Annotated in this window: 16 protein-coding genes; 11 read left to right on the top strand and 5 right to left on the bottom strand. The window is 69.1% G+C overall.

What is annotated here, in order from left to right; genetic code table 11:
• The 3 genes from ON36_RS29115 to ON36_RS29110 all read right to left on the bottom strand — a co-directional run.
• Positions 1–563 (bottom strand): MmyB family transcriptional regulator (locus tag ON36_RS29115; protein WP_043660436.1); only part of this gene is annotated, 563 nt, incomplete at its 3' end.
• Position 564: 1 nt separating this feature from the next.
• Positions 565–687, bottom strand: a complete 123-nt coding sequence (locus ON36_RS36710; RefSeq protein ID WP_281004921.1) for a hypothetical protein — start codon at positions 685–687, stop codon at positions 565–567.
• Between the two features lie 64 nt (positions 688–751).
• On the bottom strand, positions 752–1,582 hold the full coding sequence (locus tag ON36_RS29110) for an MmyB family transcriptional regulator (RefSeq protein WP_083885508.1): 831 nt from the start codon (positions 1,580–1,582) through the stop codon (positions 752–754).
• 761 nt (positions 1,583–2,343) lie between these two features.
• On the opposite strand from ON36_RS29110, the gene ON36_RS29105 reads away from it, so the two are divergent.
• The 10 genes from ON36_RS29105 (at position 2,344) to ON36_RS29060 (ending at position 14,738) form a co-directional block, all read left to right on the top strand.
• The gene (locus ON36_RS29105) at positions 2,344–3,156 is read left to right on the top strand and encodes a hypothetical protein (RefSeq protein WP_157225058.1); all 813 of its coding nucleotides are present in this window, start codon (positions 2,344–2,346) and stop codon (positions 3,154–3,156) included.
• A complete protein-coding gene (locus ON36_RS29100; RefSeq protein ID WP_043660432.1) occupies positions 3,153–4,403 on the top strand; it encodes a cutinase family protein in 1,251 nt (416 codons plus the stop codon). Before ON36_RS29105 ends, ON36_RS29100 begins: the two co-directional genes overlap by 4 nt.
• Entirely contained in the window at positions 4,400–5,542 is a 1,143-nt protein-coding gene (locus ON36_RS29095) for a lipase family protein (protein WP_052314467.1), read from the top strand. The genes ON36_RS29100 and ON36_RS29095 overlap by 4 nt, the downstream gene beginning before the upstream one ends.
• A gap of 114 nt (positions 5,543–5,656) precedes the next feature.
• On the top strand, positions 5,657–6,397 hold the full coding sequence (locus tag ON36_RS33060) for a DUF8176 domain-containing protein (protein ID WP_052314466.1): 741 nt from the start codon (positions 5,657–5,659) through the stop codon (positions 6,395–6,397).
• A gap of 175 nt (positions 6,398–6,572) precedes the next feature.
• Complete coding sequence (locus tag ON36_RS29085) at positions 6,573–8,216, top strand: AfsR/SARP family transcriptional regulator (RefSeq protein WP_169334748.1); 1,644 nt, start codon at positions 6,573–6,575, stop codon at positions 8,214–8,216.
• Positions 8,217–8,941: 725 nt separating this feature from the next.
• Positions 8,942–10,150 (top strand): AAA family ATPase, encoded by a 1,209-nt coding sequence (locus ON36_RS29080; RefSeq protein ID WP_043660428.1) that lies wholly within the window; start codon positions 8,942–8,944, stop codon positions 10,148–10,150.
• A 40-nt stretch (positions 10,151–10,190) separates the two neighbouring features.
• Positions 10,191–11,999, top strand: coding sequence for a vWA domain-containing protein (locus ON36_RS29075; protein WP_157225056.1), 1,809 nt, complete (start codon positions 10,191–10,193; stop codon positions 11,997–11,999).
• Between the two features lie 123 nt (positions 12,000–12,122).
• The gene (locus ON36_RS34340; RefSeq protein WP_043660427.1) at positions 12,123–12,773 is read left to right on the top strand and encodes a hypothetical protein; all 651 of its coding nucleotides are present in this window, start codon (positions 12,123–12,125) and stop codon (positions 12,771–12,773) included.
• Between the two features lie 336 nt (positions 12,774–13,109).
• On the top strand, positions 13,110–14,174 hold the full coding sequence (locus tag ON36_RS29065; protein WP_043660425.1) for a hypothetical protein: 1,065 nt from the start codon (positions 13,110–13,112) through the stop codon (positions 14,172–14,174).
• Positions 14,175–14,264: 90 nt separating this feature from the next.
• On the top strand, positions 14,265–14,738 hold the full coding sequence (locus tag ON36_RS29060) for a hypothetical protein (protein WP_043660422.1): 474 nt from the start codon (positions 14,265–14,267) through the stop codon (positions 14,736–14,738).
• Positions 14,739–14,920: 182 nt separating this feature from the next.
• Here the strand turns inward: ON36_RS29060 and ON36_RS35135 are convergent, their stop codons facing one another.
• The gene (locus ON36_RS35135) at positions 14,921–15,070 is read right to left on the bottom strand and encodes a hypothetical protein (RefSeq protein ID WP_157225055.1); all 150 of its coding nucleotides are present in this window, start codon (positions 15,068–15,070) and stop codon (positions 14,921–14,923) included.
• 671 nt (positions 15,071–15,741) lie between these two features.
• On the opposite strand from ON36_RS35135, the gene ON36_RS34335 reads away from it, so the two are divergent.
• On the top strand, positions 15,742–17,148 hold the full coding sequence (locus tag ON36_RS34335) for a PIN-like domain-containing protein (protein WP_157225054.1): 1,407 nt from the start codon (positions 15,742–15,744) through the stop codon (positions 17,146–17,148).
• 97 nt (positions 17,149–17,245) lie between these two features.
• Here ON36_RS34335 and ON36_RS29050 read toward each other — a convergent pair whose 3' ends face one another.
• Entirely contained in the window at positions 17,246–18,010 is a 765-nt protein-coding gene (locus ON36_RS29050; RefSeq protein WP_157225053.1) for a hypothetical protein, read from the bottom strand.
• Positions 18,011–18,331: the final 321 nt, after the last annotated feature.

Below are 18,331 nucleotides of genomic sequence, written 5' to 3'. Positions count from 1 at the left end.
AGTGTTTGGAACAGGGCTCGTGCTCGGGGTGCGTCGCGGTAGCGGCCGAGGCTGGTGCGTAGGTTGCGGATGTTGTAGAGCAGGTGTTCGTGCCAGTCCTCGATCAGGTCGCGAGCGGTTTGGCAGCACATCCAAGCCACGATGTTGTGGTCGGCGTCGGCGAGGCCGGGGGTCATCCGGTAGAAGGCCTGGTTGGCGTGCAGGACGTTCTGGAGAGGGTCGAGGTAGGCGCCCATGACCTCGCATCGGTCGAGGTGGTCGAGGTGGGTCTGGACGTTCTGATCAGCGAGGTATTGGCGCAGGCCGGTGATCGTGGGCAGTGTGGCGGAGGGGCGCAGCAGGTCGTCGAGGTGGCGTTGCTGGGTGGGGGTGAGGTCGAAGAACGCGTACAGGCCCTTCTTGAGCTTGGGGCCGGGCGGGGTGCGGTGCTGGATGATCTCGTTGAGACGGGAGATGCTGAATCCTGCTTGGGTGGCGGTGGATTCGCGGGATAGCTGGCGCTTGTGGCGCAGGAATTCCAGGGTGTCGTGGAAGTCGGGCATCCCGGAGAGCACGTCGGTCATGTCAGTGGTCTCGCTTCTGCGGCGGGATGAGGACGATGTCGATGCCGACCGCAGCAGAAGGTGCGGTGTTGGGGCTGTCCGGATTGGCTGCGTGATTACGGGTGCGCTGAGGGATGCCGGTCATGGGTGCTCCTCGGTTGGTTGAACCTCCCCGGGGAATCCGGGGAGGTGTCGTGGGGTGGGCAAGGTCAGGTGCTGGCCCGCTGGTCAGGGTCGGGGTAGACGAAGCAGAACCTGATGTCGGGTGGTTCCTGTGCGCCGACGCCGAGGTGGATGCGGATCGGACACTCTTCGCCGGTGGCGAGGTCGCGGACCTTCATGGGCTGGACGGTTTTGTAGCCGTAGGCGACCTCGGTGCTGCCGGTCCAACGATCCCGGAAAGGCGTTGCCGCGCTGAGTGTCTCGTGTAGCTCGCGTGCGCGGGCGCTGTGGCGATAGAGGCCGAACTTGGCGCGCAGGGACGCGACTATGTGGGTGGCGGCGGCGTCCCAGTGCACCACGCGGGGTTCGGCGGTGGGTGTGGTGCTGCCGGGGTGGAAGAACCACAGGGCCAGGTTGTCGTCGTAGGCGTCGACGTCGGGCAGCTCGGCGCGGAAGCGTTGGTTGGCGTAGATCACCGTCCACAGGGGGTCGAGATAGGCTCCGACCCAGCCGCGTTCATCGAGGCGGCGCAGCGTCGCGTGGTGCTCGGCGGCGGCGGGGCGGGTGCGTAGCTCCTCGACCGGGATCAGCGATGCCGATGGTTCAGCGAGTTCGCGGGTGTGGCGGGCCTGGGACTCATCGAGGCCGTAGGTGGTGATCATCTGCTCGAGGACGGGCGGTGAGCAGGGCGTGCTTCCGTGCTCGATCTTCTTGAGCAGGTCATAGCTGATGGCGAGTCGGCTGGCGGCCTCGGGCCGGGACAGGCCCTGGTGCTCACGGATCTGCCTCACCCACCGGCCCAGCGCTGGCAACTCGGTCTCGACGCAGCGGTTCCGGCCTCGCTGCGGTCGCCGGGTCCAGTGGGTCCTCCGGTCCATGTGTCAAGCCCCTCCTATTTGAGTCTTCCGACACCCCTCCACCACGCGATAGGTTGAAGAGTTCACTCCCCCGAGTTGATTAATTCCTACCAGAAGGGGAACGGTCCGGCCACCGGGCATTCACTGTGACCTGGCCGACAATTAGCTACGGACCTCGTCCGAGGCGCTCGGGGTATTTTCGACGACCCTCTTCCTGTCCGGGACATTCGCCGGAAAACTTTCTGACTGACGATTTCTTTACCACTTTGCCTGATCAGGGCAGGTTGTCGCGCGTTTCCGGGGTGGTAAGAGAAAAGGTACCGAAATCCTTACCAGCCGAAAGGGTGGCGCGACAGCAGGTTTCGCGGTTGTGATGGTGGAGTACTGCACCTCTTCCGAAAGGGAAAACCTCGTGGATCCGTACTCGATCGTCTCGTTCCTCAACATCGGCGCGTCGCTGCTGTCGAACGTGCTGGCCATCGCGTCGCAGGTCGCGGCGCTGGCGCTGCCCTACCTCTGAGGCAGACCTTCCAGCTCTAATTTTTTAGAGCTTCACCGGGCTCCCGGCTGCGGTGTGCAGCCGGGAGCGCCGGAGAAATGTACTGCATCGTGCAGTGCATGATGCATTGCATCATTCGCCTTTCTTCCTCGTTCTATTCCTGACCCCGAAGGGGTGATTTGCCATGCCCGAACCAGGACGCAACTTCTCGGCTGCCTCGCAGGCTCGACCCGTCCCCGGCTGCGTGCAGGGTCACGGTTCCCGTCTGACCTATGGCGGTCGCATGCTGTGGGGTGGCCGCCTGGTCGCTGCTGGTGTGGTGCCGGTGCTGATGATGTTGACCGCCACGGACGCTGCCGCGATGACCGAGCTCGCACCGATCGCGGACCAGCCCGGGGTGACCGCTCCGGTCCAGCCCGGAACCGACGCTCCCGCACCACCTCCCGCTCCCGCCGTGCCCGAACCGCCGGTCTACCAGGAACAACCGCCCGAGATCCGCAACGGTCCCACGCCGCGTCCGGAGCCCGACCCCGCGCCCGCGCCGCCGGTGTACCTGGTGGAGCTGCATTCGCCGGAGCCGGTGGAGCCGGTCGCCCCGATCGAACCGCCGCTGGACACGATCCGCATCGGTCGAGCCCAGTTTGCAGAACCGGATTGGTTGCCCCCGGAGGTCGGCGACACCATCAACAACGTCAGCGCGGGCCTGGAAGCTCAGGCCGCTACCTTCCTCGACAGTGTTGGCCTTCCTGCGGGCCGTTCGGACCGGGTTGCCGGTGCCACCATCGCGGGTGCCGGTGCTGGGGGAGCGATCGGCGGCGCGCTCGCCGGTGCCCCGGCCGCCGCTGTCGGCGCGGTCGTGGGCGGGCTCGCCGGAGGCACCATCGGCGGTATCGCCGGAGCCGCCCTCGGCACGGTGATCGCGGTGCCGGTGATCGGCACGATCACCTCCGGCGTGGCCGGTACCGCGTTGGGCGCGGCGGCCGGGGCTGCTGCGGGCGCGGTGGTCGCGGGCGCGCCTGCCGCCGCCGTGGGCGCACTTGTCGGTGGCACGGTCGGTGCGGGCTTCGGCGCAGGTGTGGGGGTCGGCCAGCCATGACCGGCCTTCGCCTGCTCACCACCACGACCGTCGCCGCCGCGACCTTCACTGCTGCCCTCGCCGCCACGAGCCCGGGCCCGGCGAGCGCGCAACCCGAGGTCGCCGGCCAAGGCTGCCCGGCCCTGTGGATCCTCGGAGTCCAAGGCACCTCCGAGTCCTCACCAGGCGCATCCGAGACCGCCGATTCCGGCATGCTCGGTCACCTCATGGGCCCTGTCGCCGCCGGTGACCCGACGCTGGTGGCCAAGTCCTATGTCGCCTACCCGGCCAGCTTCGGGGGAGCACCCGGCACCGGGGGCGGCACCGCCCCGTATGCGGCCTCGGCGAGCACCGGCCTGAACGCTCTGCTTGCCGAGTCCGAGCGTGTCGCGGGGATCTGCCCGGGGACCTCGCAGGCGGTCGTCGGCTATTCCCAAGGCGCGCAGGTTGCTTCGGGGTTCGCGCAGATGGTCGGGGCCGGGGAAGGCCCCGTGGCGCCAGAGCGAGTCGCCGCGGTGATCCTGTACTCCGACCCCGACCGTGCTCCGGGCTCGCCGGTGATCGCGGGCCGACCCGGGCAGACGAGCCCGGACCCGGCCCCCGGCACCAGCGGGGCAGCGGTGTCTCGTTTGAACCTGACCAGCGCCGTCGCCTCCGGCGGCGGGATCGCCACCACCTCCGGGGCCGACTACGGTGCGCTGACCGGCCGGGTCGGCGACATCTGCGTCGAGGGCGATCTCAGCTGCTCGGCCCCCGATCGCGCCGCGCTGCTGCGGTTCGCCGCGCAGATCGCCGCCCAGGCCGACCTGCGCGATCCCATCGCCGCGATCGGCTCTATCCAGAATCTGCTCTCGGGCGCGCTCGGTGACGCCTGGACCACCGTGGTGCTCCACGACTTCCAGACCGGGTCCGACACCGTGACCTATGCGCCCGCGGCGAGTCTGGCCCAGCGACTCACCGAAGCCGCCGACTCCCGCACCCCGGCACCCGGCCCGGATGAGAGCGCCGCCGCGACCGCGCGCTGGGCCGAAATGACCGCTACCGTCGCCGCCAACCCGTTGACCACGCTCCCACCGCTCGCGGCCGGACTCTCGGCCGCATGGGGCCAGCTCGTAGCCGACAACGCCGACCTGGTCGATCCTGCGGTGTGGTTGCGCTACTCCGATATTCCCGCCCGCCACACCGGCTATGCCGCGAACGGGCTCATCGCTAACGGGGCCGCGTGGCTGACCGCCGCTGCCCACGACCTCGCCGGAGCCAACCGATGACCATCAGCGACTTCTACACCACCCCCGTCCTCCCCGAAGGCATCCGTCCAGGCGACATCGTCCGCCTGCGACCGGTTTTCGTCCCGCAGCTGGCGGGCGCGGCCGGAGCCTGGCAACTCGTCTACGTCTCGAGCGATTCCCGCTCCCAGCCGATCGCGGCCTCGGCGATCATCCTGATCCCAGAGTCCAAGCCGACACCGGGAACCGGCGCGATCCTGATCTACTGCCCACCGTTTCGCGGACTCGGCGGCCATTGCGCGCCCTCGCAACTGCTCGCGACCGGCACCGAGTACAACCTCGCCGGCATCGACGCCGCCCTCGCGCGAGGCTGGGTCGTCGCCGTCCCCGACGGGCAGGGCCTCGGTGCGGGGACGGGCCCGCACACCTTCCTCGCGGCCCGCGCGGCCGGTGCCAAACCCGTGCTCGATCTGGCTCGTGCGGTCTACCGCGCCTCGGACCTGGACCTACCGGTCGCCCCGGTGCTGGCGTGGGGATACGCCGACGGCGGCCGGATCGCGGCGGTCGCGGCGGAGCTGCAGCCCTGGTACGCACCTGAGGTCGACCTGCGTGGTGTCGCCGCTGGGGCGGTCTTCTCCGACCTGGCGGTCCTGGCCCCGTTGGTCGGCCGCAACACCCGCACCGGCCTCGCGGGGCTGGCGTTCGCCGGGCTGATCGGGTTGTCCCACGCCTACAACCAGCTCCCGCTGCGGCATGTCCTCAACGAAGCGGGTCTTGTCGCTGCCGCCGAGGCCCGCCACCTCACCGTCGTCGAACTCTTGCAACGGTTCCCCGAGCCGCTGGCTCACTGGTGCCGCGAACCCGATCCGTGGAACGACCACTGGTGGCGACGCGTCCTCGCCCTGGAATCTTTGGCCCATGTTAAAACGGCTGTGCCGCTGCACCTTTACCACGGCGAGCTGGATCTGGTCGTGCCGGTGCGCGCAGGGCGGCGCGCCATGATCGCCTACCGGCAACGCGGCACGAACGTGGACTGGCGCGAGTACGACGGCGACCACCGTTCCACCGCGCACTGGGCGATCTCCGATGTCCTGGCCCGGCTCACCGAGGACATAGCCACCGGCCCTGTGCCCCAGCCGATCTCCGCGCAGGGCGAGGCCGAGGCCAGGCGAGGCGCGTGAGCCGCCCCTGAACCCCTCCGGGGGAACCCGCCCGCACCCTGGCACCCCCACTTCCCCCACCCCAGGGTGCGGGCGGGCCCCGGAGAACCCCCGATGTGAGGCGAGGCGAGATGAATGGCGAGGTACCCGCGCAATCCAGATGACGACGACAGCGACGACGAGACCTGGGTCGACCTGCCCGCGCTCCCCGGCCTGCGCCTGGTGACGGGCACCGGCTCCGATCCGTCTGTCGACGAGCGTGAGCCGTCCTCGGGGGAATGCTGGGCCTACCCCCTTCGACATTCCCCCACCGCTGCCGAAGGCGGCGGGTTTTCCGTCGGGTGGGGCGGCATCGGGCACCGGTTGCCAGGCGGGGCCTGGGCCGCCCTGGCGGCCCTGATCGCCGTCCTGGCCGCTGTGCTGGTGGTCTCCGCCGACAACAGCGCCGACACCGGCCAGCAGGCAACGGTCACGACCGCAGCCCCTCCCAGCTCGACCACCACTGCGCAGGGCCCGTGCACCGGGCTCACGGGCACCGTGGTCACCGACCGCGCCGGTGATCGCGCCACCCTGGAAGGGTTGATCGCCTCCTTCGAGGCCGCCTACTACATCGACCGCGACGCCGCGAAAGCGATGCTGTTGCTCGCCCCCGAGACCGGGATCGCCGTCGAGGGACTCGCCGCGGGCATCGCCACCATCCCGCCCGGCACCCGGCACTGTGTCGCGATCACCCCGATCGCCCCGACAACTGCCACGGTGCACATCGTGGAACTGCACCCGGACCGGACACGGACCGACTACCTCCAGCTGATCAACACCCGCCCCGCCGAGCCCGGTGGCGCGCTGGTGATCTCCAACTTCCAGAAGCAAGGATAGGAGGCGGATACCGATGATGAGGCCGGGCTCGCAGGCGCCGTATCTGATCGCTGTGGCCGGACTGAGCCCGCGCGCCGGAACCACCACGACCGCCGTTGCGCTGGCACACGCCTGGCCCGGCCCCGAGCCCGCCGTCATCGTGGAAGCCGACCCCGCAGGCGGCCAACTCGCCGACATGGTCGATCTGGACCCGCATCTCGGGTTGGCGAGCCTGGCCCGGCGCAGCGTCACCGGTCAGCGCGTCAGCGCGAACTCGCTCGCCCAGCATGTGCAGTATTTGCCCGGTGGGGAGGCGTTGCTGGCCGCGCCGCCAAGCCACGACCCTGCTCGCCCGGTCCCGGCCGTTGAACTGCTCACGGGGCCGCACGCGAGCTGGCGTGGGTTCGGGGCCACGGTGTTCGCCGATTGCGGTGTCCCGGAACCGGACTCGCCGCCGCATCCGGTCATCGCTGCCGCCGACGGCAGCCTGTTCGTCGTGCGCGCCGACCACCTCGACCCGCAGGATGCCGCCCAGCGCATCCTCGACCTCACCCGTCGACGCCGCCTGCGCGGGATCGTGGTCATCGGCGGCAGCAACGCCTACCTCGCCGCGATCGGGTTCCCGGTCGTGGGCACCCTGCCCGCCTCACGCACCAGTGCCCGAGCGGTGCTGACCGGTCGCCGGGCACGACGGCATCTGATCACTCCAGCCCGTTCGATCACCACCGCCGTCGACATCCAGCTCGGCGACGACGGCCGCCGCGACCTCCTCGTCCTCCCGCACACCACCCGAGCTGTCGGACAGTCCCGCCCGAGACACCGCGGCGAGGACGGGCCGAGGATCTATAGCATCGACGCTGCGCCGATGCACGCCTCGCGTCACCGCGAGGCTGAGCCTGTGACCACCGAGCTTCTCCCGCCGCTACCGGCGACTGCCCCGGGACTCGCGGTCGAGGCCGAGGATGCCGGCCACCCGCGCGAGGACGACCTCGCCGCGGCACCCGAGTCCAGCATCGACTCGGAGGCCGAGGCCGAAAGCGCTGACATCACACCAGTTTCGGAACCCGTAGGGAATGAGCCAGCGTTGACGGTGCGGGTTTTCGGGCCGACACGGCTCTTCTGGCGTGATCCCGACACCGGGGCCAGCGTCGAGATCACTGTGCAATTGCAGCCCCGCATCCGCGAACTCGTCGCCGTCCTCGCCCTGCACCCAGACGGGCTCTCGCGCCACCAGTTGATCGAGCTGCTGTGGGGCACACGCCCCCGCGACAAGGGCGGCAGCGCACTCGCCAACACCCTGAGCCGCCTGCGCGCCGCGATCACCACCGCCACCGGCGGGCAGATCACCGACATCCTCGCCGACGACCGCCTCCAATTCCAGCTCTCACCCCAGCTGGTCGGCGTCGACTACTGGGACTTCAACACAGCGGTGACCGCGCGCCGCCGCGCACGCAGCGACATCGACCAGGCCGCCGCTGCCCGACAGATCGCGGCCTTAGCCACCAGCGAGCTGGCCAGCGACCTCACCGACACCTGGGTCGAAGCCCTGCGCGAATCGGCGCGGCGCACCTCGCTCAACGCCTTGAGCTGGCTGGCCACCCGCAACACCGACAACGACCCCCGCGCCACCCTGGGAATGCTCGAAACAACCGTCGAGAACGACCCCTACAACGAACCGGTCTGGCGAGACATCCTGCGCCTACACGCCCGCCTCGGCGAAAACGCCGCACTCACCCGCACCTACACCCTCCTGGCCAGAAAACTCGCCGAAATCGGCCAAACCCCGAGCCGCGAGACACGAGAACTACTCGACCGACTACGCCACACTGAGAAACAATAACAAACCATCGGGGATTTCCCTGATTGTCAACTATCGTTTATCCTACAGGTGCGGGTTGTGCTGTCGAATATCCCGCCGACAACTGCAAAAATAATGGCATTCAAATTGGGGGAATCGTCAGCGCATTTACGGCTGACGATCTTCTTCTATTCAATTCTCGAATTGTTGACCGCCTGGGTGGCTCGATGGTTCTCGATCCGTGGAGTATTCGCTGGTCAGGTTCGGTGAACTGATCCGTGGGGGAATCAAGACAACCCTCCCCGTGGCCGCATATCCGCAGGTAATGGGTGGTTTATCCGCGCGGATATCAGTGTGGATTGTCTATACACAAAGCTGTATAGACATGCTCGGGCGGTGTCTTACGGTCGGCTCCCTGTGTGTTCCCGTGTGTTGTAATCTGCCTGCTACCTTTTCCATGCATCTCCTTTCTCGTTCTATTCCTCATTGTCCTTTATTCTTCCTTGATTCTTTTGTTCGAGTTGCGTGCGGGCTGGCAGGTGCGTGTGGGCGCTGCGCCCGGGAATTGCCTAGTCGGACTCGCGGTTGTCCGGAAAAATTCCGGAAAATTGAGCTGTTTTCGGGGTTGTGAGGCTGTTCGAGGTCGAGCTAGCGTCGACCCCGTTCCCGGAATTCGCCGGGAAATTCGCAGAAATCCGAATGGCGGCCACGTCGCACGTATGCCGGAAACCGGCACGAATTCGGAACCGGAATTTGCAGGAGTCGAAATGCCCACCACACCCGCCCCCGCCGCTTCCACCGCCCCGGCCGCCGGTCGCCTGCCCAACGGTGAACTCCGCCGCATGGTGGCCGCCGCGCTGGCCGCCGACCCGACCCGCGAACAGTCGCCCCGCGAAATCGCTACCGGGCTCGGCCGGTCCTCCGGCGCGGTCGGCAACGCCCTCGAGGCGTTGACCGCCGCCGGGCACGCCGAACGCACCTCGGCCGCGCCCCGCCGCTACCGCGCCACCACCACCACGGCCACCGCCGCCGCTCCGGCCGCTGCCACCCCGGCCCCGACCGCGCCTGCCACCCCGGCGGCCCCGGCCCCCAGCAAGCCGAAACCGGCCCGCCGCACCAAGAAAACCGCCACCCCGGCCCCCGCCCCGGCCGCGCCCGCCACCCCGGCGGCACCGGACCGCACGGGTAACACGGTGGCCCGGCCGAACGGGCAGGACTACCACCTGCGCAAGCTCGCCGGGCGCGCCGATGTGGACGTGCTGCGGACCATGCGCGCGGCGGAGGTGCCGGTGCTGCTGTACGGGCCGCCCGGCACCGGGAAGACCTCGCTCATCGAGGCCGCCTACGGCGACCTGCTCACGGTGCAGGGCGACGGGGACACCACGGTCGCCGATTTCGTGGGCGAGTACACCCAAACCCCGGACGGCCGTTTCGTGTTCATGGACGGCCCGCTGGTGCGGGCGATGAAAGAGGGCCGGGTGCTGTTCATCGACGACGCGACCCTGATCTCGCCGACCGTGCTCGCGGCGGTGTATCCGGCGATGGACGGCCGCAAAGAGCTGGTGGTCAAAGCAACCGGCGAGGTCGTGAAAGCCGTGCCCGGGTTCTTCGTGGTGGCAGGCCACAACCCCGGCGTGCACGGGGCCATCCTTTCCGATGCGCTGAGTTCCCGGTTCGCGTTCCAGGTGCGCGTGGTCTCTGACCTCGACCTGGCCACCCAGCTCGGGGTGGAACGCCGCGCGGTGAAAGTGGCGCGGGAGCTGGCCGCGCGGCAGGCAAAGGGGGAGGTCGGGTGGGCCCCGCAGCTGCGCGAGTTGCTGGCGTTCCGCAAGATCGCCGCCGCCACCGACCCCGAGACCGCGATGGCCAACCTCCTCGGGGCGGCCCCGGAAGAGGACCGCGAGGTGGTGGCCGCCGTGATGCGGACCGTGTGCGGCACCACCCACACCCCGCTCGCCCTCGGGCCCCGCCTCTGACACCCGCCCCCGCGCGAACTCCCGAAAGGTATTGCCTGCCATGACCGGCCACGCCATCACCGCCCCCGCCCCCGCCAACCCTGCCGCGCCCGCGACCCCGGGCACCGGCACCGCTTCCGCCCCGGCCGCCGCCGGGGCGGGGGCGGCCCCCGCCGCCGCGCCTGCCACCCCCGCCCCGGCCTCGGTGCCCGTCACCGGGGGCTGGGCCACCCTGTCAGCCGCAATGACCGCCGAGGTGCCATCGATCGCCGATCGCGACGACCTGAGTGTGAGCATCGCCCCCGGCGCGGCGTTCGGGCACCCTGCGGTGTTCGTGCGCGCACTGGCCGCCATCGAACTCGACGGTTCCCGGCTCGCGATCGACCCCGCTGATGCCGACCCGGCCCGCAACAGCGACCGCAACCGGTACGCGGCGCTGTGGGGCGCGCTCGTGCACGAGTGCGCCCACGCCAAACACTCGGTGTGGGAGCCGCCGCTGCTGGCCCACCCCGAGGTCGTGACGGCGGCGAAACTGCTGGAGGAGTCGCGGATCGAGGCCGCCCAGGTTCGCCGCCGCCCCGATGACCGGCATTGGTTGCGCGCCAGCGCCACCGAGATCGTGATCGGCGACAACGGCGGCGAGACCGCGACCGCCCAGACCCCGCGCACCACCTACGCCGCCGCCCACAACGCCGCCCTCGTGCTCGGCCGGATCGACGCCGGGATCCTGGAACAGTCCGAATGCGCGGCGCTGGCGCTCGAGATCGAGTCCATCCTCGGCACCGACACCCTCGCCAAACTGCGGGCAATCTGGCGCGAGGCCCACACCGTCGCCGATACCGACACCACGGCCATGCTCGAACTCGGGCAGCGCTGGCTCGACATCGTAGGCCCCGACCCTCACGCCGCCCCGCTGCCGGACTCGAAGCTGGGCTCGGCCATCCGCGCCACGGCCGCCGCCATCGCCCGCGAGATCGCGGCCAACCCCGTGCCCGCCGACCCGGCCGAGTCCGCCGCCGCCGCACGCCGTGCCGCCGCCGACCGTGAGGAACGGGCTCAGCGGTTGGCGGAGAAGGTGTTCAGCGACGGGCACGGCGACGGCGGGGGACTGCGCACCTCGCGGATCGTGCGCCGCACCCGCACGCCGAGAGCGAAGGAACAGAGCGCGGCGCGGGTACTGGCCCGGGCGCTGGACACCGCCGCCGCCCGCGAGCGGGCCACGGTGAAAACGACCTCGGTGGTGCCGCCGGGGCGGGTGCGCATGCGCGGTGTGCTGGCCCGGCAGGCCCAGCTCGCGGCCGGGGCCATCCCGACCGCCGAACCGTTCACCCGCACCGCCCGCAAGAACAGCCCGCAACCGCCGCTGAAAGTCGGCATCGCGTGCGACGTGTCCTCCTCGATGCGCAGGTTCGCCGCCCCGGTGTCCTCGGCGGCGTGGATCATCGCCCGCGCCGCCGAGCTGGCCGCCGTGCCCGCCACCACCGCGACCGTGACATTCGGCGAGACCGTCACCCCGATCACCTACCCCGGCACCGCGCCCGCTCAGGTGACCGAGTTCGGTTGCCCGGACGGAGTCGAGGTGCTCGATTTCGCCATCGTGGCCCTCGAGGGTGCCCTCGGGCTGGCTCGCCCCGGCGCGGCGCGGCTGCTGGTGATCATCTCCGACGGCATCTACTCCGGCATCAACCGCGACCGCGCCCAGAAGCGCCTCGACCTGTTGCGCGCGGCCGGGTGCGCGGTGCTGTGGCTGGCACCGGCACGCGGGCATGTCGACCCCCTCAAGAACTCCAACCCGCACCTGCTCACCGATCCCGCGACCACCGCCGCCGAGATCGCCCGCGCCGCCACCGCCGCCGTGCGCGCCACCTAGACCCCGGCACCCGGGCGCACCCCGCGCCCGGGCCACCCGGCCCCGGGGCCGCGCCCGGAACACCGGCGCGGCCCCACCACCCAAACCCGCCCCGTCCCGGGCGGCGACGACAGGAGTCCCACCATGACCGACACCCCCGCGACCGCCACCACGGCCGCCCTCGACTCGATCTACGTGATCGCCAACGCCCTCACCGGCGACCAGTTCGCCGTCTACGCACCCGCCCCGCATGACCGGCGCGGCATGTACACCGTTGCCCACGTGCTCGGCGGCACCGGCGGCTACGCCGCCCCCCGCATCCACCTCGTACACCCCGACGACATCGCCGCCTACGCCGCCGGTGCCGCCGACCGGTTGCGCCGGGGCTCCCACGGGCATGCCGCGACCGTGTGGCTCGACCGCACCACCGGCGCCCTCCACGAACGCCTCACCCGATCAACCTCTCCGACGACCCCGCACCACCCGATCCGCGAGCAGGAGCCGCCCATGAAACACACCCGCACCCCCGACGAGGACGGTCTCCTCACACCGGGTACCAATCCCTGCAGTGACGACCTCGTCGTGCTCGGACTGCGTGCCAGCAACGACCCACCGGCCCGGATCCTGCTCGTACGGGACCCGGCGCGCTGCACCCACGGCTGCACCATCTGCACCGAGTGCGCCGACAGCTGGGAACTCGACCACCACGTGCACTACGAACTCAGCGGCGGCGGGCGATGGCTGCGCGCGGCCCTCGCCACCGAGCACTCCGCCACCGATGCGGCCGACTCGTGACCGGCGCACCCGACCGACTCGCGAGTCGAGGCCGCGCGCCTCGCCTGCCGGGCGCCCCGCGGCGAGGCCGGCGGCGTGAGGCTCCCTCGCAGTCCCTGAGCCGACAGCCGTGCGTCGAATTCTGTTCGCGCCGAGGCGATTACGAGAGCGGATGAGCGTCATTCGGGGCCGGAACCAATTTCGTTGTTCCGCTTGACATCACACGCCCTATCGAGCGGTCATGGACCCGGAATCGCACCGACCGCCCGGGGAAACCACCCCGACTGGTGCGCATTCCGTCCCCCCGCAGGGGGACACCACGAAATTCACCAAAACCATTGTTGGAAGGAAAATCCCATGTCGAAAACCACGAACGTCGCCGTGGCCACCACACCGGCGGCACCCGCCACCGAACACGACACGGGCGGCGGTACCGTGCCGGTGCCGCGCCGCGACAGCACCCCGGCACTGTGGGCGGCACTGCGCGCCCACCCCGACCGCACCACCGCCGCGCTGGCCGACATCGCCGGGATCGGACTGTCGACCGCGCGGCGGCTGCTGGCCCAGTGGGAAACCGCCGGGTGCGCCCAGTCCCACACCGACCCCGCATCGCCCCGCGCAGCCAAGACCTGGACCCCGGGCGCGGGCGCACCCGCCACCATCGACCCGGACCCGGCCCCCGCCGCGCCGGAACCGGTGGCGACCGAGACACCCGCACCGGCCGACACCGAGCGCCCTGACCCGGGGGCGGCGGTGCCGGTGCCCGCGCTGCACAGTGCCGAAGCCCGGGCACTGTGGGAGGCCCTGCAAACCCACCCGGGCAGCACCACCGCCGAGCTGGCCCAGTTCGCTGCCATCGGAGCCATTCCCGCACGGCACCTGCTGACCGAGTGGACCCTCGCCGGGGCTGTGTGGGTCACCGACCCGGGCAAACCCGGGGTCGGGAAGCGCTGGACCGCCGGGGCGAAACCCGAACCGGCCCCGGCCGTGCCCGCCGGTACCGAACCCGACCCCGAACCGGCCGAACCGGCCACCCCCGAACCCGTTGCGCACGCACCGGTCGCACCCGCACCGCAGACGGCCCCGACCGACCCCGCGCCCGAAGCCACGACGGAGACGCCGGTAGCCGCCCCCACGCGCGACGAACCCGCCCCCGGTGCCCGAGTGACACCGGCCGGGTCCGACGACGGCGCAGCAGCGGACGCGGAGTCGACGGTGCACCGCCTGCCCGCTGGTGCCCTGCGCGGGCAGGTCGAGGACTTCCTGCACGAAAACCCCGGAAAGGAGTTCACCCCACACCAGATCGGCAAAGCCCTGAACCGGTCCAGCGGCGCGGTCCACAACGCCCTGGTCAAGTTGACCGATGGCGGGACCGCGCGCCAGACCAGCACGGCCCCCAAGAAATTCACCCTCGCGTCCTGAAACTGGGCGATGCCGGAATCCCCGGAGCCGCTAACTCCGGGGAGTCCGACACCGCCCTCTCAATCTAACCCCTGAGAAAGGTGCTCGACCATGTACTCCACCCCAACCCCCAGGGTCCTCGCCTCGGCCCTGTACCGGACCTACGCCGACTCGCCCCAGGCCCCTGACAGCCTCGAGCTGTGGATCGCCATCGCCGACAGGGCCATCCGTGAGCTGCAGATGCCGGTACTGGTGTCGCTGGTGCCGTGGGTGCCGATCGCGTTGCGCTACGAGCAGATCACCACCGATGGCGAGTTCTTCCCCCACACCGGATCCGTGCGGATCATGACCGGCCCGCTGACCGGCACCCTGTACCGCGACGCGGAGACCGCCGCCCGTGAGGTGGTCGTGGCCACGCTGAACGAGATGATCGAACAGCGCACCACCAGCGACAACGACACCGGGGACAGCGGCGACGGTGAGGACACCGACACCGGTCGTATGCCGTTGCCGTCGTGGCGGTTCCGTGACAAGGGCAACCCGCCCGCGTTCAGCCCGCGCGAGGTGCCGCCGCTCATCTCCTGACCCGCCTACCACAGGAAACGCCCCGTGGTGCCGAGCATTCGCTCGGCACCACGGGGCGTTTCCTGTGCCCTGCCAGGGGGAACGGCCCCGGGTGCTGCGGGCGATGGGTCTGTCCGATCCAGCACCGGGCAGCACCGTTGCCGCCGGGATCGATCTGTCACGTCGGCGGGTCGATCGGCCTGTCAGTCGTCGTCGTCCTCCTCACCGTCGTTGCGTGTGGCGGCGGCGTCGGCGCGGTCGGCGAAGCCGGAGGTCGCTGTTGGTGAGTCCGGGTCGCGGTCGGCCGCAGCGATGATGCGGTCGGCGGACTCGCGGTCCATGTCCTTGCCCATGACGATCACCTTCCGAGAGTGAACGGGAAATGTTCGCGCCCATAGCCGGGAAGGTGGCACCCAAAGGTGGTCCGTCGAGCCCAGGCATGGCGCAGTTTCCGCGGTCCGGTTGGCCTGGGTCGAGGTGTGCACGACGTGTACCGGCGGATTCCGGTCGCCGTGAAAGGCCGCCGTCGATGCGCCGACTCGCACCGCCCGGCGGTCGCTGAATTCATAGTCTCGCCACGTTTCGAGGTGCACCGACCGCTGAGCGCGCCTTACCCGAGAAACAACCGCCGACGCCCGGCAGAGACAGCGTCGACCTCCCGTCTGACCAGTATCACCCTGCGCCCCCGTCGCGGGCTACCCCTGTCGTTCGGTCTTCGGCAGGCGGCGTGCTTGGTGGCGGCGTAGCCTCGGTGTTGGTCCCCGGCTCATCCCCTCCGAGCCGGGGACAGTTGCACTCATCAGCGGTTCGCTCGCACCGCAACAGTAGGCGCACTTCGATCGGCGCTATGGTCGGCCTATCGTTGCCGGGTCGGTGCCGATGGCTGGCGAGTGCGGCGGCTTTCCCTTAGGCGGTAGCCGCGGTGAGATTGTTCGGCACTGCAATGGCTCGATCCCTGTTGTGTTGAGCTGCGCCTGGTTGACCGGACTGTGCGAGTGTGCCGTGGAGCCGTAGGCTTGGCTGCGTGTCGACCTCCCCTCGCGCCGAGAAGCAATCGAACGATTCTGTTGGAAGTTCCAGCTTCCGAGACGAGTTCGCGGGTTACTATCCTCCTACCGAGGACGAATCCAAACGCTTTGTTGTCGAGGGCCTCGTCGTGCTGGACACGAACGCGGTGCTGGACCTGTATCGCTTCACCGACGCCACCCGCGAGGAATACTTCGACACGCTGGAGCTTCTGGGCGATCGGCTCTGGGTCCCGAACCGAGTCGGCGAGGAGTTCCACGACAACCGGACCACGGTCATCCGCGAGCGACAAGATGTTCGAGACGCGATCAGCGTCCAGTTGGCGAAGCCGATCGAGGACTTGGTGACAGCCGTCGCCGCTCATGCTCAGCGCTACGGTCTCGACGGACCCGCCGCCGCCGACACTGTCCACGGAGGTGTGCTCGCCGCCCTCGAACCGGTGATTCGTGACATCGAAGGTACAACTGACGGGGTCACATTAGACCCTGACGCCGACCCAGACTCGGACCCGATTCTAGCCAAGATCAACGTGCTGTTTCATGGAAAGACTGGAGCCGCACTCGACGACAAGCAGTCCTCCGCAGCCCAGAGCGCCCACAAGCTGCGCATGGCTGGGCATATCCCACCGGGCTACCGTGACGGAAAGAAGGCTGAGCGTTCCATCGGTGACTATCTGGTTTGGCGACAGACGCTTACCGAGGCTGCCGAACGGAAGTTGCCGGTCCTGATGGTCACCAACGAGAAGAAGGAGGACTGGGTGTTCCGCGACGGCGGATACACCATGCCTCGGGTTGAGCTGGTCAGGGAGATGAAGCGGACGGCCGGGTGTGAATTCTATCTGGTCGATGTGCCGACCTTCCTTGCCCTGGCGAGGAAGTATCTCGCCGCCGAGGTCAGCGAAGCAGCCGTCGATGAAGCAAGCCGCGTCACCCACGTGGCAGCCTCAGAAGCTGAACGGGAGAGGATGAGTACGCGTACCACTGCGGGGAGCCAGGCATTCGCAGGGTTCGACCCCTCCGCTGGCCTTCGCGATGCACTCGCGGGGGTCGACACGACAGTGTGGACCCGCCACGCGCTCGCGGACGTCGACATGACTGCTGGACTGCGCGAAGCACTAGCAGGTTTCGACGCCACCGCCGGACTGCGCGAGGCATTCGCGAGTTACGACACGACCGCAGCAATCCGCAACATGATGGCCCATGTAGCGCTGGGCTCCAACCACGCAAGCCGGACCACAGCGCAGGTGTCTTCGGCGAAGAAGGCGGTATCGGCAGAGCCCGCCACCAAGCGCGCCGCGAAGAAGCCCGCGACGGCGAAGAAGGCGGTATCGGCAGAGCCCGCCACCAAGCGCGCCGCGAAGAAGCCCGCGACAAAAAGGACACGCACAGCGAAGGACGCGGACTGACCAGGCTGCCCTGGTGTCCGGCCGAAACTGTCTATTTCGGGTGAAGGCCGACTCTTCCATGGTGACACGGCTCGACTTGTGAGGATCGGCCTCGAAGTCATCTCATCCGAACTGGGTCTGTCATTCGATCCCGAATCACCCCACTGAGTTGCGTGAGCGACAGTTGGATGCGGTGAGTCACCCTCGAGGTGTACCACGCGTCTATCGATGCCTGAATCGTGCGTAGCTGATCAGCGGTGATCGAGCCGGTGTCGGTCTGTCGGCCGGTAGTCTCGACGATCCACCGATCAACTGCACGGGAACTCGGCACTCGCGAGACCCACGGATTGAATGTGACAGGCCGGATCTGTGGCAGATCGGCACGATCGCCCAGCCTGCTGTACAACATTCGCCGCCGATCCAAGCTCCACGAAGAGTTAAGCGTCATCAGACCGGCAACGATCATCGACCCCATGAGCAGCCAGTACAAGGTAGTCGTCACCAGGCTGAGGCCAGAGGCGGCGCTATCGGAACTGTCGAGCAGGAAGTAACTCCCAGCCGTCAGAAATATCAACGGGAAGTAGAGTCGAGCCATGAATCGCAGTTGGCGGGTTGCTTCCTCGGGGGCGAGTTGAACCGCGTGCTCGGCTGCCACCCTGCGGCGGGCCAGGTCGTACTCGAACGTCAGTATCGCCGGGCAGGCATCGTCGAGCCTGTCGATCCGGGCCTTCATAACGTCCACTTGCGCTTCTAGCCTTCGGATCCTCCGGGGGCCGCGAGCATGATCCGCCTCGCGCTTGGCTCGATCCCGATAGTAGAAGGCCAAGGCAAAGGCCCCGGCCCCCGAGACGTATTTTCCAACCTCCAACAGTGCGGGCAGCATCTCCGCGCTCCTCCCTCGCTGTGCCTGCCTTGCGCTTGATGATTCTGCCCGAGGTGTGCAGCGCCAGAGGTCCTCTCGCCGAGGACTGCTGTCCTACCCCGCGTGACCGCTCTGAATGAGTCGAGTCGGTCACGGACTTAACGAATTCCCTCGCGCGCCTCAAGTTTCGGGGCCGGCGGAGGGGAATTCGCATGTTGGGGCCACTTTTCACGCTCGCTCGAGGCGGCCGCCATGATCCCGACTCGGCAGATCCAGGATCTGCTGGCAGGGCTTAGGCCATCGATCTGAGGGTGGGGTCGGGCGCGGCGAACGCTGGACCGC

The sequence above is a fragment of the Nocardia thailandica NBRC 100428 genome, assembly GCF_000308795.1.
Taxonomy (GTDB): domain Bacteria; phylum Actinomycetota; class Actinomycetes; order Mycobacteriales; family Mycobacteriaceae; genus Nocardia; species Nocardia thailandica.
Note: the sequence above shows the minus strand (reverse complement) of the source record. Positions and strands in the feature narration are given on the sequence as shown.

Coding starts and splice junctions, on each gene's coding strand:
- ON36_RS29105 (WP_157225058.1), top strand. CDS start 2,344: ATGCTGTGGGGTGGCCGCCTGGTCGCTGCTGGTGTGGTGCCGGTGCTG.
- ON36_RS29080 (WP_043660428.1), top strand. CDS start 8,942: ATGCCCACCACACCCGCCCCCGCCGCTTCCACCGCCCCGGCCGCCGGT.
- ON36_RS34340 (WP_043660427.1), top strand. CDS start 12,123: ATGACCGACACCCCCGCGACCGCCACCACGGCCGCCCTCGACTCGATC.
- ON36_RS29060 (WP_043660422.1), top strand. CDS start 14,265: ATGTACTCCACCCCAACCCCCAGGGTCCTCGCCTCGGCCCTGTACCGG.
- ON36_RS29065 (WP_043660425.1), top strand. CDS start 13,110: ATGTCGAAAACCACGAACGTCGCCGTGGCCACCACACCGGCGGCACCC.
- ON36_RS29095 (WP_052314467.1), top strand. CDS start 4,400: ATGACCATCAGCGACTTCTACACCACCCCCGTCCTCCCCGAAGGCATC.
- ON36_RS29075 (WP_157225056.1), top strand. CDS start 10,191: ATGACCGGCCACGCCATCACCGCCCCCGCCCCCGCCAACCCTGCCGCG.
- ON36_RS36710 (WP_281004921.1), bottom strand. CDS start 687: ATGACCGGCATCCCTCAGCGCACCCGTAATCACGCAGCCAATCCGGAC.
- ON36_RS33060 (WP_052314466.1), top strand. CDS start 5,657: ATGGCGAGGTACCCGCGCAATCCAGATGACGACGACAGCGACGACGAG.
- ON36_RS35135 (WP_157225055.1), bottom strand. CDS start 15,070: ATGGGCAAGGACATGGACCGCGAGTCCGCCGACCGCATCATCGCTGCG.
- ON36_RS29110 (WP_083885508.1), bottom strand. CDS start 1,582: ATGGACCGGAGGACCCACTGGACCCGGCGACCGCAGCGAGGCCGGAAC.
- ON36_RS29085 (WP_169334748.1), top strand. CDS start 6,573: ATGGTCGATCTGGACCCGCATCTCGGGTTGGCGAGCCTGGCCCGGCGC.
- ON36_RS29100 (WP_043660432.1), top strand. CDS start 3,153: ATGACCGGCCTTCGCCTGCTCACCACCACGACCGTCGCCGCCGCGACC.
- ON36_RS29050 (WP_157225053.1), bottom strand. CDS start 18,010: ATGCTGCCCGCACTGTTGGAGGTTGGAAAATACGTCTCGGGGGCCGGG.